The 18,034-nt window shown below is 41.6% G+C and carries 24 protein-coding genes and 1 riboswitch; of the genes, 18 read left to right on the top strand and 6 right to left on the bottom strand.

Annotation, left to right across the window (positions count from 1 at the left end; genetic code table 11):
- Nucleotides 1-9: 9 nt before the first annotated feature.
- From BSR11_RS07270 to BSR11_RS07345, 17 genes are all read left to right on the top strand, one after another.
- Nucleotides 10-834, top strand: a complete 825-nt coding sequence (locus tag BSR11_RS07270) for a DUF2303 family protein (protein ID WP_072669769.1) — start codon at nt 10-12, stop codon at nt 832-834.
- A gap of 63 nt (nt 835-897) precedes the next feature.
- Nucleotides 898-1,629: a hypothetical protein gene (locus tag BSR11_RS07275; protein ID WP_072669770.1), complete on the top strand. Its 732-nt coding sequence runs from the start codon at nt 898-900 to the stop codon at nt 1,627-1,629.
- A 2-nt stretch (nt 1,630-1,631) separates the two neighbouring features.
- Complete coding sequence (locus tag BSR11_RS07280) at nt 1,632-1,853, top strand: hypothetical protein (RefSeq protein WP_238116698.1); 222 nt, start codon at nt 1,632-1,634, stop codon at nt 1,851-1,853.
- Nucleotides 1,854-1,870: 17 nt separating this feature from the next.
- The gene (locus tag BSR11_RS17455; RefSeq protein WP_240004052.1) at nt 1,871-2,761 is read left to right on the top strand and encodes a 3'-5' exonuclease; all 891 of its coding nucleotides are present in this window, start codon (nt 1,871-1,873) and stop codon (nt 2,759-2,761) included.
- The gene (locus tag BSR11_RS07290; RefSeq protein ID WP_072669771.1) at nt 2,761-3,021 is read left to right on the top strand and encodes a hypothetical protein; all 261 of its coding nucleotides are present in this window, start codon (nt 2,761-2,763) and stop codon (nt 3,019-3,021) included. The genes BSR11_RS17455 and BSR11_RS07290 overlap by 1 nt, the downstream gene beginning before the upstream one ends.
- 8 nt (nt 3,022-3,029) lie before the next feature.
- The gene (locus tag BSR11_RS07295; RefSeq protein WP_072669772.1) at nt 3,030-3,386 is read left to right on the top strand and encodes a DUF7694 domain-containing protein; all 357 of its coding nucleotides are present in this window, start codon (nt 3,030-3,032) and stop codon (nt 3,384-3,386) included.
- A 39-nt stretch (nt 3,387-3,425) separates the two neighbouring features.
- Nucleotides 3,426-4,940, top strand: coding sequence for a DNA cytosine methyltransferase (locus BSR11_RS07300; protein WP_083544897.1), 1,515 nt, complete (start codon nt 3,426-3,428; stop codon nt 4,938-4,940).
- The gene (locus BSR11_RS07305; RefSeq protein ID WP_072669774.1) at nt 4,937-5,167 is read left to right on the top strand and encodes a hypothetical protein; all 231 of its coding nucleotides are present in this window, start codon (nt 4,937-4,939) and stop codon (nt 5,165-5,167) included. The genes BSR11_RS07300 and BSR11_RS07305 overlap by 4 nt, the downstream gene beginning before the upstream one ends.
- Entirely contained in the window at nt 5,154-5,342 is a 189-nt protein-coding gene (locus tag BSR11_RS17125; RefSeq protein ID WP_139299815.1) for a hypothetical protein, read from the top strand. The genes BSR11_RS07305 and BSR11_RS17125 overlap by 14 nt, the downstream gene beginning before the upstream one ends.
- A complete protein-coding gene (locus tag BSR11_RS07310; protein WP_072669775.1) occupies nt 5,332-5,976 on the top strand; it encodes a hypothetical protein in 645 nt (214 codons plus the stop codon). The genes BSR11_RS17125 and BSR11_RS07310 overlap by 11 nt, the downstream gene beginning before the upstream one ends.
- Nucleotides 5,977-6,201: 225 nt before the next feature.
- Complete coding sequence (locus BSR11_RS07315; protein WP_072669776.1) at nt 6,202-6,453, top strand: hypothetical protein; 252 nt, start codon at nt 6,202-6,204, stop codon at nt 6,451-6,453.
- A 6-nt stretch (nt 6,454-6,459) separates the two neighbouring features.
- The gene (locus BSR11_RS07320) at nt 6,460-6,669 is read left to right on the top strand and encodes a hypothetical protein (RefSeq protein ID WP_072669777.1); all 210 of its coding nucleotides are present in this window, start codon (nt 6,460-6,462) and stop codon (nt 6,667-6,669) included.
- Nucleotides 6,653-7,051: a hypothetical protein gene (locus BSR11_RS07325; protein WP_072669778.1), complete on the top strand. Its 399-nt coding sequence runs from the start codon at nt 6,653-6,655 to the stop codon at nt 7,049-7,051. The genes BSR11_RS07320 and BSR11_RS07325 overlap by 17 nt, the downstream gene beginning before the upstream one ends.
- 60 nt (nt 7,052-7,111) lie before the next feature.
- On the top strand, nt 7,112-7,321 hold the full coding sequence (locus BSR11_RS07330; protein ID WP_072669779.1) for a hypothetical protein: 210 nt from the start codon (nt 7,112-7,114) through the stop codon (nt 7,319-7,321).
- 1 nt (nt 7,322) lies between these two features.
- Nucleotides 7,323-8,501, top strand: coding sequence for a phage integrase Arm DNA-binding domain-containing protein (locus tag BSR11_RS07335; RefSeq protein ID WP_072669780.1), 1,179 nt, complete (start codon nt 7,323-7,325; stop codon nt 8,499-8,501).
- Nucleotides 8,502-9,117: 616 nt separating this feature from the next.
- A complete protein-coding gene (locus BSR11_RS07340; RefSeq protein WP_072669781.1) occupies nt 9,118-9,477 on the top strand; it encodes a diacylglycerol kinase in 360 nt (119 codons plus the stop codon).
- A 2-nt stretch (nt 9,478-9,479) separates the two neighbouring features.
- Nucleotides 9,480-11,129 carry a phosphoethanolamine transferase gene (locus BSR11_RS07345; RefSeq protein WP_072669782.1) on the top strand — a complete coding sequence of 550 codons (1,650 nt, stop codon included), beginning with the start codon at nt 9,480-9,482 and terminating at the stop codon, nt 11,127-11,129.
- 130 nt (nt 11,130-11,259) lie between these two features.
- Here BSR11_RS07345 and mgtE read toward each other — a convergent pair whose 3' ends face one another.
- Complete coding sequence (gene mgtE / locus BSR11_RS07350) at nt 11,260-12,603, bottom strand: magnesium transporter (RefSeq protein ID WP_072670058.1); 1,344 nt, start codon at nt 12,601-12,603, stop codon at nt 11,260-11,262.
- A gap of 112 nt (nt 12,604-12,715) precedes the next feature.
- Nucleotides 12,716-12,885, bottom strand: a riboswitch (M-box (ykoK) riboswitch).
- Nucleotides 12,886-13,359: 474 nt separating this feature from the next.
- Entirely contained in the window at nt 13,360-13,800 is a 441-nt protein-coding gene (locus BSR11_RS07355) for a YcgN family cysteine cluster protein (RefSeq protein ID WP_072669783.1), read from the bottom strand.
- A 186-nt stretch (nt 13,801-13,986) separates the two neighbouring features.
- Here BSR11_RS07355 and BSR11_RS07360 point away from each other — a divergent pair, with 186 nt between their 5' ends.
- Entirely contained in the window at nt 13,987-14,202 is a 216-nt protein-coding gene (locus BSR11_RS07360; RefSeq protein ID WP_240004057.1) for a YkgJ family cysteine cluster protein, read from the top strand.
- Nucleotides 14,203-14,291: 89 nt separating this feature from the next.
- Here the strand turns inward: BSR11_RS07360 and recR are convergent, their stop codons facing one another.
- From recR to apt, 4 genes are all read right to left on the bottom strand, one after another.
- Entirely contained in the window at nt 14,292-14,903 is a 612-nt protein-coding gene (gene recR, locus BSR11_RS07365) for a recombination mediator RecR (protein WP_072669784.1), read from the bottom strand.
- Nucleotides 14,904-14,921: 18 nt separating this feature from the next.
- Complete coding sequence (locus BSR11_RS07370) at nt 14,922-15,251, bottom strand: YbaB/EbfC family nucleoid-associated protein (RefSeq protein ID WP_072669785.1); 330 nt, start codon at nt 15,249-15,251, stop codon at nt 14,922-14,924.
- A 74-nt stretch (nt 15,252-15,325) separates the two neighbouring features.
- Nucleotides 15,326-17,344, bottom strand: coding sequence for a DNA polymerase III subunit gamma/tau (gene dnaX, locus BSR11_RS07375; protein WP_072669786.1), 2,019 nt, complete (start codon nt 17,342-17,344; stop codon nt 15,326-15,328).
- A 21-nt stretch (nt 17,345-17,365) separates the two neighbouring features.
- The gene (gene apt / locus BSR11_RS07380; RefSeq protein ID WP_072669787.1) at nt 17,366-17,911 is read right to left on the bottom strand and encodes an adenine phosphoribosyltransferase; all 546 of its coding nucleotides are present in this window, start codon (nt 17,909-17,911) and stop codon (nt 17,366-17,368) included.
- Nucleotides 17,912-18,034: the final 123 nt, after the last annotated feature.

Raw genomic sequence — 18,034 nt, forward strand, 5'->3', positions numbered from 1 at the left:
GAAATTAAAATGCTAAACAAAGAAGCCATTGAACATATCCAGCACATCGGCCATGCACCAGAGTTTTTAGACGCACTAGCCAAGCACGAAACCTTCCCTTCTATCGCTCTGCCTGAGTCTTATAAACTTGTCGATTTGGAACACATGATGCCAAATCGCAATCAGTTTCGCGGCACGTTACATACTGCAAATTTAGATGAGTTTGTTCGCTATCACGAAAATTACCAGCTTGAAGGCAACCAATGTTTTGTTGATGCGGAAAAAATGCGCGCACAAACAATCTTTGATCTTGGAACTCAGTCCACCCCCGGTCACTGTAAGCATCGTGCAAATCTACAACTTAAGAAGACGTCACTATTTAGCAATCTACTCTCTATCAATGAACGCCAACAGGGTCAAAAAAAGCTGGCGGAGTGGATTGAAGACTATAGCGATTTTATCCAAGTATTTACTGCAGCAGGTGAAAAGATCGAAAACGCGATCGCATCATCAGCAGTGCGCAATATGACCTTCGAAGCAAAACAAGGACGCGAAACCTCGGTTGATGATTTTTCTCATCACCAAAGCGAGTACGAATCTATGGCGGTGCGAAGCAAAGGCGAACTACCAATGCCAGCAGTGTTCAAGTTTACCTGCGTCCCCTATCTTGGGCTCAAGGAGCGCACTTTCGAAATGCGTATGAGCGCCATTAGCAACGAAGTGCTTGTTCTTCGCATTAAGAAGTTAGAGCAACATGAAGAAGAAATGGCTGAAGAATTTAAGGATAAGCTGATCGGTGAGTTCGCCAAGAGCGAATATGAATTGGATACCTTTATTGGTACGTTTGAATCTTAATCATTAGTTTACTTTAACACTAAGCCCTCGATGTGAGGGCTTTTTCTTGCGAGGAATTTACTAGTGAACACTTTATACAATGCTAATGGCGAGCAAATCCCGCCACGTCCAGAGCTTACTGATGATATTAAGAAGGCCGGCGCTCTGAAAGCTGTTAGCAGCATGCAAAACAGTATTGATGACGATGATATCAAGTACTTTGCGAAAGACATCGCCAATTTTTATGAGTACGGGATTGACCCATACGAACTGGCAAAGAATATGGACGTCTATGGTTTATGCTGGGATGTTGATTTGTCGTTCGTTGAAGACATGGAAGTCGTAGACAGATGTATCCGTGCTGAACTCGATAACGCTATCAAAGAATGGTTTGAGACTTACAAACCTGTGCCACCGTTTGAAATTGGTACGGAGTTAGAAGTGTACTCGCTTTCAACTGATATCCACGGCGGTTTTGTCGATGGTATTTGCCAGCACAGTCCAGCAACGTATTTAGTCAAAATGCATGACCGTGCAGAAGATGATACCTCTCGCCGACTAGTCAAGTTCGAGGACGCAAGATTGCGGCATTTAAATGTTGGTGACGTAGTTGCACCAATAAAGCCTGATTATCAATTGGCTAGTGGCTGCGGTCGATACGATAGCGCCGTGGTCATTTCTGTAGAACCCTTTGTTATCACTTCTCACGCTGCTGATATGCGTTGGCAATCAACCGTGAAGCGTGAGCAATTCAAAATCGTTGGCAAGGTAGAAGGTGAAGCTCTAGATAAATGTATGAAACGCTTGGATGGATAGATATGAATATCGGAATGGAAACCCATCAAACAGAGTTCGGGCAAGTGAACATATCCGCCCCTTACTTTAGTTTTATAGCATTGAGAAACGTTCGAAGCTTAACGTTAATTAAAACTGAAAATAATGGAAGCGGATGGGGAGTCAGTCGAGAGCTGCCAGAAGGGCTAACCATCACGCCTGAGTTTTTAAATATGTTTGCTAAAGAAGCAAGCGAGTTAATGTAAATAAGAGCAATCAAATTATGACCATTAAAAAACTACCTGTAGAACGCGATGGAATGGGATTTTGGACTCATCCTGAGCTGCCGAATTTTGGCGAAGTTGTATCACTTCCTGAGCTTTATGCTTTCGAGGTTAAAAATGGCATTGCCATGAAAATAGTGCCAATGGAATCAGACGCAAGCGAAAAAGTGATTAGCAGATGGTTCGATGATGGTGACTCCTGCCTTGATTGGGAGCCAACGCCACCATCAAAGTCATCGTTCATTCTATCTATACATGATACAGAAGATGGTCCGCATGTTTGGTGGGCGGTTCCAAACCCAGTAGAGATCATGCTCGATATCGAATGCATGGGCAAAGGAAGCAAAGCCTCTATTACGAGTTTGGGGGCGGTTGTATTTAATCCAAACACTGGCGAAATCGGCAATGAGTTTTATGCCGTTGTTAACCTATGCAGTTCGGCATACTACGGTGAAATGGACGCTTCTACCGTTGTTTGGTGGCTTCAACAGAGTGATGAAGCGCGAGCGATTTACGCCAAGGACACTCCAAAGCTTTCTCTTAGAGAAGCGCTAACAAAGTTTAATGGCTGGCTAGCTGAACAAGGTGAATCAAATGATCTGTATCTATGGGGTAACGGCAAAGAGTTTGACAATGTGATTGTGCGTAATGCATTCGAAGCATGTCGCATTAAACCTAACTTCTCGCATTGGAATGATACAGACGTTCGTACCATCGTAAAAATGGGACGAGATATTTTAGGTATCAATCCAAAATCCACATTAGTGCGTGGAGGGGTTCATCACTCCGCATTAGACGATGCCAGATTCCAGGCAACTTATGTTTCTGCTATTTGGCTGCGTTTTAAGCAGCTTCAGGGATACGGCATAACAAGTGGAGTAGTTGAATAATGACTGACATTCAAAAAGCTGTTGAAGGCGTAATGGCTTTACGCCCGGGTCCCTCTTTGGCTAACCAAAGATCAAATCGTGACACAAGAAAAGCAGAAGCGCTAAAGCGAATTAGCGATCTTGAATTTCAAAATGAGATGAAGGCTATCATGGAAGGTGACCAGTCAAGCAAATCTCTCTTTTTCTTTAGTAATACTGATGCTAGTAAAGGAGGGAGAAAGAATGCCAGCTTCAATATGTATGCTGGGGAAAAGGAGTGAGAAAATAAATGCAACTAAAGCCATTCAAATCAGTACCAAAATCACAATGGCCACCAGCACGAGGCAAACAAGAACCTATTTTTGTTTACCTAAGCGCTCAATTTTTAGTTCAAATCTTTATGGAAAAAAATGGCGTTATTCGTATTTCCATCAACAGCACAAAGCGTAAAGGTAAAAACTGGAAAGACGGCTTAACATTCGATGAATTACAAGCGATTAAGTCAGCTGTTGGTTACGGAGATTCGCTTGCTGTCGAAGTTTACCCCGAAGATTCCGAGCTAGTTAATGATGCCAACATGAGGCACCTTTGGGTTCTACCAGAAAGACCGCCCTTTGCATGGACAAGGCGAAAACTGATTACTTAATAAAGCGCTTACGGCGCTTTTTTCTTGCGAGGAAATAGTGTGTTTATTCCTGAAATAGTTGTAGATAATTTTGCCGGCGGTGGCGGCGCATCCACCGGAATGGAGCTTGGCCTTAATCGTCATGTTGATATCGCGATTAATCACGATCCTGCTGCGATTGATATGCATAAAATGAATCACCCAGAAACGAAGCACTATTGCGAATCGGTTTGGGATGTTGATCCAGAAGAAGCATGCGAAGGGCGTCCGGTTGGTTTAGCTTGGTTTTCGCCGGATTGTAAGCACTTCTCTAAAGCCAAGGGTAATCGACCCGTTGATAAAAACATTCGCGGACTTGCTTGGGTTGCTATTCGGTGGGCCGCACTTGTGCCGGTTCGCATCATCATGCTTGAGAACGTTGAAGAATTTATGACTTGGGGGCCAGTTGTTGAAGTTGAAGAAGGGAAGTTCAAGCCATGCCCTGATCGAAAAGGTGAAACGTTCGAGGCTTTTGTAAAAGTACTTACTACTGGATTGGAGAAACAACACCCAGCATGGGAAGAAATACGCTATGCGCTAGGGGAAACCTTTCCGTATGAAAAACTTGAGAAAGGGCTTGGTTACAATGTCGATTATCGAGTTCTTCACGCTTGTGATTACGGTGCGCCAACCATTCGTAAGCGCTTTTTCCTAGTGGCTAGAAACGATAAAAACCCAATTAACTGGCCAGAGCCAACGCACGGACCAAAGGGTTCTGGTCTAATTCCTTACGCTACCGCAGCAGATATCATTGATTGGTCGATTCCAGTCAAATCAATATTCGGCAGAGAAAAGCCACTTGCCGAAAAAACAATGGAGCGTATCGCAAAAGGTTTGGAAAAGTTTGTATTCGGTACAGATTCACCATTTGTCGTTAACGGCGAATGTGCATTTATTGCCAAGCACTACACAGGCGTTACTGGTTCAGATTTAAGAGAGCCATTAGCGACCGTGACAACGACAGATCATAACGCACTGGTTATGGCGTTTATGACAAAGTTCCGCTCTGGAAGCGTTGGTTATGATATTGAAACGCCAGTTCATACCATCACATCCGGTGGCGAACAAAAAAGACCTGGCACAGCAAATACGCAAGCACTAGTAACCAGCCACATGGTTAAACTGCGTGGAACAAACGTAGGTCACCCAACAGATGAACCGCTGCACACAATTTCAGCCGGCGGTTTACACCTAGGCGAAGTGAGAGCCTTCCTAATTAAGTATTACGGCACTAGCTTCGGTGAAGATCTTCAATCGCCACTGGGGACTGTAACAACAAAAGACCGCTTTGGTTTAGTTACGGTTCGCGGTGAGCAGTATCAAATTGTTGATGTCGGCATGCGTATGCTTGAGCCACATGAGTTATTTGCAGCTCAAGGTTTCCCGTCTGATTACAAAATCACTCATAACTCACAAGGCAAGAAAATAAGCAAAGCAAGCCAAGTGGCAAGATGTGGAAACTCCGTACCTCCTCCAGTTGCTCAAGCGCTTGTTGAAGCTAATATTCATTCATTATCAAAAGGCAAGGCAGCATGAAAACACTAAACATTCCAACTAATAAAGGCCGCGCTGATGTTCCGGCCTTTTTTGTTGATGGAGTTAACGGTTTATGCGTGACGATGGTTCAATTCGGGAGCTTTGAAGTTACTCACGCCAAATCAGGGCGCAAGATCATCGGTGGATTTGAGCGATTCGCCAACGCTGTTCATCATATGCTCTCGATTTATCTAGCTATGCAAGAGGCAGGGATTGAGCCGCATTGAATCAGAGCATGAGTGCAAGCATTTGGATGGTTTATCCATTAAGGGTTACATCAACATTATGAAACCAATAATGGGATTTAGCGGCGAATTTCCTTGGGAAGGTGATGACGAAAGTCCGCATGCCAAGGTTGAAGAATTGATGAAGGAAATTGAAGGACTAAAAAATGAAGAATAGATTCTACAAAGCTAATGGACACGTTGGCTCTACCCTTCTATTTTGGGCAATTAATGACTGCGGATACACAACCAACATCGATCAAGCCGAAATATATACAAGAGAGGAAATGCAGAGAGATGTCGATAATGGATATCTTCGTAACGAAGATGAATTGCCACTCTGCGCTGAGTCAGCAAACGCACTGGCTCAATGGCGAGTTGATTGTCAGTACATCGAGAAAACCTACCCAGAGTTTACCGATCCTAACGATGAGTATGTTGCTTATCTTGCAGGTAAGTTCGATGGAAATGACTTAGCCTTTGCTAATGGTAATGACCATTTTGATTTCGACTACAAAAATGCGTTTAACTATTCATATTTTGACGCCGAATATTGCATAAAAGATTCGAGCAATAAGCTTGTTTTTGTTCCGCGCTATCACACTGACGAAATTGCACGCCGAACATTCCAAAAGCAAAACATCAACCGAAGAAAGATGATTACCGCTGCTGGAATTGTTGGCCTAAGAAAAAAACGCAAACGTCAATCTACGGGAAAGACTCGATTTAACTGCATTTGTTGCGGGAAAATCATTTGGGAATTCGCTCATCCTGATACCCCAATTAACTGCTGTAGCGGCTCATGCTGCTAATTTGGCTAAGTAAAAAATAACGCCAGACGTGAAGCTTGGCGAAAAATCCACGACCAAAATTGAAGAGAACGACCATGTTCCCAAAAAAATCTAATCATTTATCGCGTTAACCGCGATGTTCAATTCAATCCCGACGTAACTGAAAAGCGCGGAGTTCGCGCTAACCCATATCGGCAGTCAAGATAAGAAAAAATAAACTTGTATAACTATAACTTGGAGATCGGCATGATAAACCAGCAAGAACCTTTTTTAGACATGAATCCTAGCGAGGCTCTTCGTGATTATGCAATTAGAAAAGCCCATGAGGCAGAAAGAAGCCAAAAAGAGGTCGCAAATCTCCGAGATTGGATCCATGAGATAGCAGTAAACTCAGGTAATGAGCAGTATGTTATCGATGCAACAAGCTCGGCCCTTTCTGGTGATGAATGCGGAATATTTAACACAACATTATTTCTTCCATTAAATCATAAGGGGTAGCTAAGAATGAACTCTGATCAAGAGCACACTAAAAACATCAAGGTTCTCATCAATTTTCAGCGTTACCGAACTGGTGAAGACAGCAGAACATTTGAAGAGACCGGGCTCAATCCAAAGCAAATTACTCACGCCATAGATTGGGCAATTGAAACCCTAAGTAAATCACACCCAAACAAAAAAGAAATGGATGAACAAAAGCATGGAGATCGAACGTAAAATAGTCCACCACCAAGGAACCAACGGCGGCGAGGCATACAAAGCTAAATGCCACCACTTTTGGAAATCAGTAAGATTTCATGTTGAACTTGCTTACTTAACTGAAGGATCATTCGCTGGAGCTGCCCGCGAGTTAAATCGTAAGCGGATTAAAACAATGAAAGAAGGTGGCAAGTGGCACCCTTATACCGTGCAAATGGCTATCAATCACTACGAGAATTTTGATGTGGAAAATGATTCAAAAATTTATAACGAAGAACAAGCTAAAGAGCTATGGGATCAAGGTTTCGATATGGTCGAGATAACAAAACTTGATGATGATGAATCAAAATTTGTGATTGGGTTTGATAACAACCCAACCTACCCCATACACAACCACTGACAACCATTCAAACAAATCTTAAATCCGCTCCTGCGGATTTGTTTCTTTATTGGAGGCTACATGGCTAAACTAATGAAAGCATCCTTGTGGGCTAGGCGTGAGTTTGAAATTAATTCCATCCCCGACAATAGAACAATAAAGCGCTGGATCGAAATAGGAAAACTTAAAGGAAAGATTGTGGATGGAGGCGCATGGGTGGCATCTTCCGAACGATGGGGGGTTGACTCTGATATCTCATCGGCTGTTAACCAGTTAATTGGAGAAAGCTGAAATGGCGGCAAGACCAAGAAAAAGAAATAACCGGCATCTTCCTGATTTCTTGTATTTCGAGAAGGACACGGGCAAATATCGATTTACTCTTATTAACGGGAAAAAGAAAACCCTTGGCTCAGATAGAGCTATTGCCATTGCGATAGCAAGAGAATACAACGCTAGGTTACGCCCTGAAATAACAGTATCCGTTGATTCTCTTGTGAAAGAGTCAGGAGGAAAGTCCGGCGAAGGTAGACCTCTTGCTGATTACATAGATCAATTAATGGCAAGAATTATTGAAGATGAAGCACCAGCGGCAAACACACTGGCGGATTGGAAGAATGACGCCGAAAGAGTGAAGGCGTTTTTTAGTTCACTAGCATGTTGCGATATTGAGCTTGAGCATGTTAATGAATACATAAAAACTTATCATGAGTCTGCGTCTGCAAATGTGCAAAACAGAAAGATCTCGTTTTTGAAGAAGATATTTAGTTATGCTGTCGATCAATCGCTTATGCTTGATAACCCAGCAGCTCGAAAGAAAATGCGCAGAACGGCTCCAAAACAACGAAAACGGCTTTCACTTGACGATTTTATTGCGATAAGAAATGCCGCTGATTTGTGGCTAAAGACAGCCATGGAACTGGCCATGCAAACCACGCAAGCGCGTTTAGAAGTTTCCAGAATTCGTTATTCAATTAAAAAACCGCAAAACGGTCTGTGCGGCTGCGTCTGGCATGAAGTGCCAGAAAATGGCATTTACGGAATACTTTATATTCATCGACAAAAAGTACAGCACAAAGAAGCAGCGCATGTCGCAATCCCGATCGGGAAAACGCTAAAAGCCATTATCGATGAGAGTAGAGATAGCATAGCAAGCCCTTACGTTGTTCATCGACTACCAACAAAACGAAGCAACAAACAGAGCAAAGAAGTTGATCATTTAACCCAAGTTTCGCCTGATTATCTTAGTCGAGCGTTTTCATCATTAAGAGATGAGCTTGGTATAGCATCAGATTTGCCGATCGAACAAAGACCAACATTTCACGAGATACGCGCGCTGGCTGCTCACTTATTCGAAAAGCAAGGCGTTGATCCTCAATCTCGAATGGCTCACAGCGATGCTAAATCAACACAGATATATACGCGAAACCACATTGATTGGGTGCATGTGCCCCACGCTGAAATCGCCGTATAGCCACGGTAAAACCTCTCGTAAGTCATTGATGTATATAATGCGCACTTTGCAAATAAAGCACTGTTTGTATATACAGGAAAAGTATATATTTTTAATTTATTTCAACAACTTAAATAAACATAGCTCATTGTCATGGGGTGTCGGGGGTCGGAGGTTCAAATCCTCTCAGTCCGACCAAACACCTAGAAAAAGAGAGCTTCGGCTCTCTTTTTTGCTTTTAGTACTGAATAAACCTGAGCTTAAGCCTATCTCAATTTTATATCCTATCAGCCACTTACATTATCTTTCTTAATCATTAATTGATGACTCATCGATAGGTTTACTCTTGCTTATCACCTCTATAACGCCTCCTCCCCCCTCAAAAATAAAGTAACGATTCGACTAAAAAACCTACTTTTCATACATATCCATACAAACGATGACGCATTCAGACGGTGTCTTCTCATAAAAACCTGTAGATTCCATTACTGATAAAACAAGTGACAAAGAAATAATAATTTGTGAATCATTTCAACTTTTCTCATCAATTCACAAGACTTGAGCGGCATTAGAGCTGTCTTAAGGCTTGTCAAAAACACTTTACCCTTAATGAGTTAACTTTATATAGGCTACTATTGTGAAACCTGGAAAAACTGGCCTCTCACGTCTCATAGACGCGATGGGTTATTCGATAAAGGGGCTAAAAGCTGCATGGCTTTATGAAGCCGCTTTTCGTCAAGAGCTACTCGCCTGTGTTGTATTGATAATGAGCACTTTCTTCATGTCTGTTTCAAATATTGAACGAATCTTACTTATTTCTAGCTTACTTCTGGTACTGACAGTTGAGCTGATAAATTCAGCGATTGAAGCTGTCGTTGATCGTATTGGTGATGAGTGGCATGAATTAAGCGGACGAGCCAAAGATATTGGTTCTGCAGCCGTCTTTATCAGTTTATTACTAGCCGGTTTCGTTTGGCTCTCTATTCTAGTGAAATAATCATGAATAATATCAAGTCTCTGCTTAAAAAACACATCTCGTACCATACCTTTACTTTATTGATTGCCTTTTACTTTGCAACGATAATTAATCTTCCGGTTTATAAATCGTTATTTTCGATCATTAGTAATCTTGAAAGCGTTAAAATAAGTTTTATTATTTCTATTCCACTGTTTTTCTTTGCAGTTTTAAATTTTCTCTTTCAATTGTTTAGTTGGCCTTGGTTGAGTAAACCTTTTTTCATCATTCTATTATTACTGTCATCGCTAGTCAGTTATGCAGGATACAATTACGGCACCATATTTGACACAACGATGATCGCCAATATTATAGAAACAGATAGCAGTGAAGCAGGATCTTATCTTAGTGGTTACTCTATCTTATGGACACTAATTATTGGCGTAATACCAGCTATTTTTATTGCAAAAACTTCTTTAACGCTTGGTGGTTCATTTTTCAATCTGATAATAAAGAAACTAATCAGTTTATTAGTTTCACTTTGTATTATTTCTCTTATCGCTATATTTTATTATCAAGATTATGTTTCTGTGGGTCGAAATAATTCCTATCTTAATAAAATTATTATTCCGACACACTTTATTTATAGTACAGTAAAGTATTTAAATAATAATTACTTTATTACCCCCCTACCGTATCAAGAAATTGGTCAAGATGCGCAACAATCTGCTCAGGCTATAAAAAGTGCAGAGACTAAACCGACTCTTGTTGTTTTCATCATGGGTGAAACGGCGCGATCACAAAACTATCAATTAAATGGCTATCCACGAAAAACCAATGCCTATACCGATGAACTTCCTATCGTTTCATTCCAAGATGTTAGTTCATGCGGTACTGCGACCGCAGTATCTGTTCCTTGTTTATTCTCTTCAATGACACGCACCAATTTTGATCGTCAAAAAGCGGATAACCAAGATAATGCTCTCGATATTCTAAAGCGTGCAGGCATCTCATTATTATGGAAAGAAAATGATGGTGGCGATAAAGAGGTAGCTAAAAATATTGATATTATAACCATTGATAGAACGCAAAAAAACCAACTCTGTAATGGTAAAACCTGCTACGACATGGCACTTTTAGAAAACTTTGAGCAAAATGTAGAAAACATGCAGGGTAATCGATTCATTGCATTACATCTCATTGGAAGTCATGGACCAACTTATTTTCAACGCTATCCCAATGACAAAGCAGCATTTATTCCTGACTGCCCACGCGCTGATATTGAAAACTGTTCAGTAGAACAAATCGTCAATTCCTATGATAATACAATTTTGTACACCGACTATGTTTTAAGACAAACCATTGATAAACTTAAAGCATTACAAAAAAGCTATCATACTGCATTAATCTATGTTTCTGACCATGGTGAATCACTAGGCGAAAATGGGGTGTTCTTACATGGAATGCCTTATCGTTTTGCTCCTGAATACCAAACTAAAGTACCACTAATGGTATGGATGTCTCCCAGTTTTCAAAAAATCAAGAATATTAACTATGATTGTCTTCAACAATCAGCAAAAAAAACCGGAATTTACTCTCATGATAATATATTTCATTCTCTACTAGGAATTATGGATGTTAATACCGACGTCTATCAGCCAGAACTCGACATATTTAAATCATGCAGAAACTAACTTTTAATTATTTATTGAACAATAATTTTCATATTCAAACCATTAGATTATTAATATAGTAAATTAATGATAAAAATTTAAAATATTATACCCCTATCATATTTTTTACTAAATGATAGGGGTATAATAGTTAGGCTAACTGGGGCAATGTTAACTTGGCGATTTCAAAATAGATAATCAAACCCGTTCCATCCACTAAAGTTGCAATAAAAGGGGCAGACACAACAGCAGGATCAATATTCAATCGACGTAATACCATTGGAATAATTGAAGAAACTAAAGCACTCCATAGTACAATTGCTAGAATAGTTAGCGTGACGACTAAACCTATTTCAAAACCGACACCAAGTGACCAAGCACGGATCCAAGCGGCAACCGCCATTGCTGCGGCAATTAAAGTGCCTGTGGATAATTCTTTCCGTAATACTGTGCCTAAATTACGTAAACTAACTTCACCAACCGCCATTGCGCGAATAATAGTTGTAGTAATTTGCGTTCCACTATTACCACCAGTACCGATTAATAGTGGAATAAAAAAGGCCAATGCAATTGCCGCCTCAAGTTGTTCTTCAAACGCTCGCAGCACCGTTCCGGTATAAGCTTCAGCAACAAAAAGTACTAATAACCATACAATACGCTTTTTCCATAACTCCCAAGGTGTAGTGTCTAAATAGCTACCATCAAGAGGAATAGTACCGCCTTGCATTTCAGCATCTTCTGTCGTTTCCTTTTCCAAAATCGCAGCAGCATCTTCTAGATAGAAAAAACCCACTAATTTTCCTTCATAAACGACAGGAAGTACTGGAACATTATGTTCAAGAAGCAAACGGGCAGCATTCTCTTGATCAACCATCGCATCAATCACGAGCTTATTTTGTTCAACCATCGTCATTAATGACTGTTCTGATGAAGCAACCAACAATGCTTTAGGACTAATTTCTCCCAATAATGCCCCTTGTTCATTCACAACGTACATGTTGTGTAATAAGTTTGGCATATCCCAAGCTTCATAAAGTGTTTGCTTGGCTTGCTCTACCGTTTGAGTAATTTGTAACGTGATGACATCTGAACGCATATGTCGACCCACTGACTCATCTGGCCAAAATAATGCTTCACGATAATACTTTAAATCCTCTAATGGCATCGCTTCAAGCACAACCTCACGCTCTTGTTCATCGAGCGTACGCATTGCATTCTCAATAAATTTTGGCGAAACCAAAGGTAATATTTCTTTCAGTTGTTGTGGCTCAACACACAGTAATAATTCTCCTGTGACATTGGCAGAAATCGTACTAAATAATTCAGAAACTTCATGACTAGATAATGATTCTAATACAATTTTTATTTCTGAATCTGAGAGTTTTACAAGTTTATCAACCCATTTATCACGATAGCGTGGCTGAATTAATTTTTTAGAAAATTCATTAAGTTGTTTAACTTGTGCGGTCTCAATAATTGAGTGGGTGTTTTTCATTACATTTGCATTCATCACATTAACCTCATGTGACTCAGGAATATCCTGAATTGATTGATCTATGATGTAAGAAAACAGCCGTTATTTGACGAGCGAAAGGAAATAGTAGGATAATTCATCCCCGAGTCCCAGCTTCAGCACTATACAACGTATTCGCAAACGCGAAAGCCACTTGGGTTAACACCTTAATCCGATGAAAACTGTCCTGATCTTGGGCATCTCTGGATGTCGTGAGATCAGTGGCCTATGTTTGTACAGGAGCCTCGCCTAACGAGATGCTGTAATTACACAGTCTGTTCATTAACTGAACGGCGCGGATTATAGGAGGGTTAGTTAAAAAAGGTCAATGTAAATATGATTAATATTCAATAAAAAATAAAGCATGAGACAATAAATATTTTTTATTAAAAATAAAAAATACAAATTATGAATACATTAAAAATACATAAAAAGTAAAATATATTAATTTTGCTATGAATTTTTATATCATTGATGCCTATAGGAAATAACTAATCCAGACTAGGACAAATAATTCATTAACCATTAAAATGGTAAAACTAATAACAATACATCGACAATGGCCAATCAAGTGCATAGTTAAAATATATCAATGATAATTAATAGCAGCTCTCAATCTATTTCGATTTGGTGTATTAGCCGCCAGTGTAGCCTATCTAAAAAATTAACCGCCGTTAAAAATGGGGGGGGGGGCAAAACAGCGATTAATAGATAAGAGATTGAAAACTCTTGATACCGCTAGTTTCTGTTAGGATGGTTTATAATGTGATCTTCCCAGTCAATAACATCGATTTCATAAACAACTTGATTACGCACACTTTGCCCTGCTGCATGCATCGCTACTTTTGACCCAGTGATCAAAGGATGCCATTGGGGTAACGGTTGCTTATCGGCCAGTAACCGATAAGCACAGGTATCGGGTAACCAATGAAATTCCGCTATCTTATCACGTGTGAGCTTTAAACATTCTTCACCCGATTGGAAACGATTAGGATAGTCTTTGCATGAACAAGTATCGCTATTGAGCCAGCTGCAAGCGACATTGGTGTAGTATACCTCGTCGCTATCTTCATCCATCAGCTTATGTAAGCAGCATTTACCACATCCATCACATAGTGATTCCCACTCTGCTTCGGTCATTTGTTCTAAAGATTTACGTTGCCAAAATGGGATGCTCATGATGTTTACTGCCTAGTTACGATTTCAGCCGGGTGTTATACCTTCCCCATTGATAAACTGCAAGATAACAACGTGATAATTTCGCTGCCGAGAACGAAAAGATCTGCTAGGATCGGCGCCCGCATTAAATGGGTAATCACCAAAAGGTAAAAAATGAACTGTCGTCTCGGTTGTGCTTGATGTTGTATTGCCCCCAGTATTTCTTCGGCTATTCCCGGCATGCCTAATGGTAAACCTGCTGGAGTACGTTGCATCCAACTGAATGAGGATAATCTGTGCCAGCTATTTGGTAAACCAGAAAGGCCAACCGTGTGCCACCAATTCAAACCTTGCCCTGTCGTTTGCGGTGACAGCAATCAACAAGCATTACAAAATCTGATCGAGCTAGAGCAACTAACCTGAATAATAACAAAGAAAAGAGTGAAAAGATAAAAACCTCAAAACAAAGCTAATCAGTCTGTTTCGAGGTTCTTAAAGGTAGGTGGTGGGAACTAAAAGGTAGTATTAAATTTCTGTCTTCCCAGCAGAGAATGAGACAATGTTGTTCCATCGACCAATTCTAATTCTCCACCAACAGGGACACCGTGTGCAATACGACTGGCACTGACCTGATGCTCATGGCACAACTCTGCAATATAATGTGCCGTCACTTCTCCTTCTACCGTAGGGTTGGTAGCAAGAATGACTTCTGAAATACCACCTTTTTGCAGTCGAAAATCCAACATATCAAGACCGATATCACTGGGACCAATACCATCTAACGGTGATAGATGCCCCATCAGTACAAAATAGCGGCCTGAGAATTGCCCTGTAGCTTCTAATGCTGCAATGTCTGCTGGACTTTCAACCACGCAAAGTTGACCATTTTCTTGTCGTTTCGGATTACGGCAAATATCGCATACTTCTTGTTCAGTGAACGTTCGACACTCGGCACAATGCCCCACTTCAACCATGGCCTGATTCAGCGCTTCTGCTAACTGTAAGCCACCTTTTCTATCTCGCTGTAACAAATGAAAGGCCATACGTTGCGCTGACTTGGGGCCAACCCCAGGTAAACAACGTAAGGCCTCCATCAAATGCTCCAGCATATGACTGGTTCGCATTACTAACCTACTTATTGATTAGAATGGTATCTTCATACCTGGTGGTAATTGCATACCCCCAGTGACAGCGGCCATTTTATCTTTTTGTGTTTCTTCTACACGACGAGCGGCATCGTTAAACGCTGCCGCGATCAAATCTTCCAACATCTCTTTGTCGTCTTCCATTAAGCTTTGATCAATCTCAACGCGACGTACGCTATGGCTACCAGTGATGGTCACTTTTACTAATCCAGCGCCCGATTCACCGACCACTTCCATACTTGCGATTTCTTCTTGTAGCTTTTGCATACGATCTTGCATTTGCTGGGCTTGCTTCATTAAGTTGCCCATACCGCCTTTACCAAACATAGATTATCTCTCTGGTCTGCTTAAATTATTCTACGATAGATGGGGATGAAAATAGAAAATCTCAACCCCGATGGTTAAACTGGTCGCACACTATCATGATCAAGTTGAGCATGAAAACGGCGCTCAATAAATTGTACGTTAGCATCTTGTTTTAAGCTTTCTAGCGCCTGAGTGAGCTTTGCTTGATAGAGACGCTCTCTCAGCTCAAGCGGTGTTTCACCGGATTCACCGATATGAACACTTAAATGACACTCTTCTTGTAATTGGTCATTAAGAGCTTGTAAAAGTTCACTCTGAGCTTTCTCGGTATTTAAGTGAGCATGAGAAGGACGAAGCGTCAGCTCAATCTGGTTTCCCTGCTTATTAAAAGTTGAATTCAAAGCAAGTTGTTCTACTAACTTAGCCGTCTGTAGCTGAGTAATCAACTTAGCCCATGGATCCAGTTCCGCAGCTTCAATGATCAGTTTTTCGATCATCTCTGCTGTTTTTTCGTGTTCTAACGCTCGCTTGATTTGCGTGGGCGTCAATTCATTAGGTGTCGCTTGAGTTGCCTCCTCTAGCGAACGGGTTGACGGCCGCCATTGATAAGTTTGGTCTTGCTCGGTTGGTTCTTGATTAAATATCGAAGACTCATTCGGCGGTATCGGCGTGGACGTCGATTGGGCTCGCTGTGCTACGCGATCTAAAATCGAAGCCGGCTTTGCAGATACCGCATCATGCTTTTTTACTGGCGTACTTTTCGGAGTCAGCCCTTGCCGCTGAGAGCGCAACTGATGACGTAACCCGGCGACAGGCGGTACAACCACCGCTTGTTCTTGTGCTCGCGTCTCTGGCTGAACAACTGGCGGTTCTGGCTCTTTTATCGCGGGTTGACCATGCTCTACCTCGGGTTGAGGTGATGTTGCCAGTGCCGTCACTGGCCCCTGCATTTGAGCACCCGAACGCTGTGCTGGGTTATCAGAAACCGGCTCAGCGGCTGGCATGGCTAAGCTATGACTCACCGTAACCGATGTCGGTCGAAACGCCATCATACGCAATGCAACCATTTCGATACCAATTCGCGCCGTTGGAGCTAATGGAAGATCCGCCCGACCTTTTAGTACAATTTGATAATAGAGTTGTACTTCTTGTGGAGCTAAAATTTTCGCTAAATGGTAAATAGAATCGGCATCAGGTTGAGCCTTATCCACGCTACTGGGCAAGGCTTGACACATAGCAATACGATGCAATTGTGTTGCTAATTGCTGGAGCAATCCATCCCATTCAACCCCATTACTGGCTAACTGTTCAATACACGCCATCATGACCTGTGGCTGCTGACTGCTGATCGCTTGTAATAAATGCAATGCTTGATCAGTATCCAGTGTACCGAGCATATGCGAAACAATATCATGTTCGATAACACCGTTACCAAGCGCAATAGCTTGATCGGTCAAACTTAACGCATCGCGCATACTGCCATCAGCGGCATGCGCGATCATGGCGAGTGACTTACTATCACTGTGCACGTCTTCGGCTTGCAAGATATGTTGAAGTTGTTGTTGGATATTCTCAACGCTGATCGGCTTAAGATGAAATTGTAGGCAGCGTGATAGAATCGTAACCGGTAATTTCTGTGGATCCGTCGTCGCCAGCAAAAATTTGACGTATTCTGGTGGCTCTTCTAACGTCTTCAGCAAAGCATTAAAGCTATGCCGAGATAACATATGAACTTCATCAATCAAGTAGACTTTAAAGCGTCCGCGCGCCGGCTTGTATTGAACGTTATCAAGCAGATCACGAGTATCTTCAACTTTGGTGCGCGATGCGGCGTCAATTTCTAATAAATCGACAAAACGCCCCTGATCGATCTCTTTGCAGGTCGCACATTGGCCACACGGGTTAGCTGTGATGCCTGTTTCACAGTTTAAGCCCTTGGCAAATAAACGCCCAATCGTGGTTTTCCCCACGCCACGAGTACCACTAAATAAATACGCATGATGCAAACGATTCTGCGTCAGTGCATTTTCTAAAGCGGTTAATACGTGAGCTTGCCCTACCACCGCTTTAAATGTGTTAGGACGCCATTTTCGTGCTAAAGCAAGATAACTCATGAAACCTTCCGTTATGGATATTTAGTGACCGTCAAACTCACAAATGCTATAGACCTCTAACCCTAAAGCTTCAAGACGTTTATCGCCACCAATTTCCGGCAGGTTAATCACAAATGCAGCGTGTTGAACAACACCCCCTAATTGACGAATAAGCTGTGTTGTCGCCTCAATCGTGCCACCAGTAGCCAGTAAATCGTCGACCACTAACACTTTGTCGCCTGGTTTGATAGTATCGACGTGAATTTCTAACGTGTCCGTGCCATATTCTAAATCGTACGATTGGGCGAGCGTTTTACGCGGCAGCTTTCCTGGTTTACGAACAGGAACAAAACCGACTCCAAGCTCTAAAGCCAATGGCGCTCCAAACAAAAATCCGCGCGCTTCAGTACCCACCACTTTGTTAAAACCCATGGCTTGATATTTTTCAACTAACAAACGAATGGTGGCTTGATAAGCAACGGCGTCTTCCAACAAGCTGGTGACATCACGAAATAAAATCCCTGGCTTTGGATAGTCGGCAATGGTTTTGATGCTAGATTTGATAAGAGTAAGTGTTTCGGTTGTCATAGCTACATTAACTTCGATTGATTGAGCATGGTGATCATCATCATGGCCAAGAATTAAAATTTATACGCACAAATCAAACTGCACGTCGATTAAAAAGCAAAAGCCCACTCGAAGAGCGGGCAC

The sequence above is a fragment of the Vibrio injensis genome, from assembly GCF_001895205.1.
Classification (GTDB): domain Bacteria; phylum Pseudomonadota; class Gammaproteobacteria; order Enterobacterales; family Vibrionaceae; genus Vibrio; species Vibrio injensis.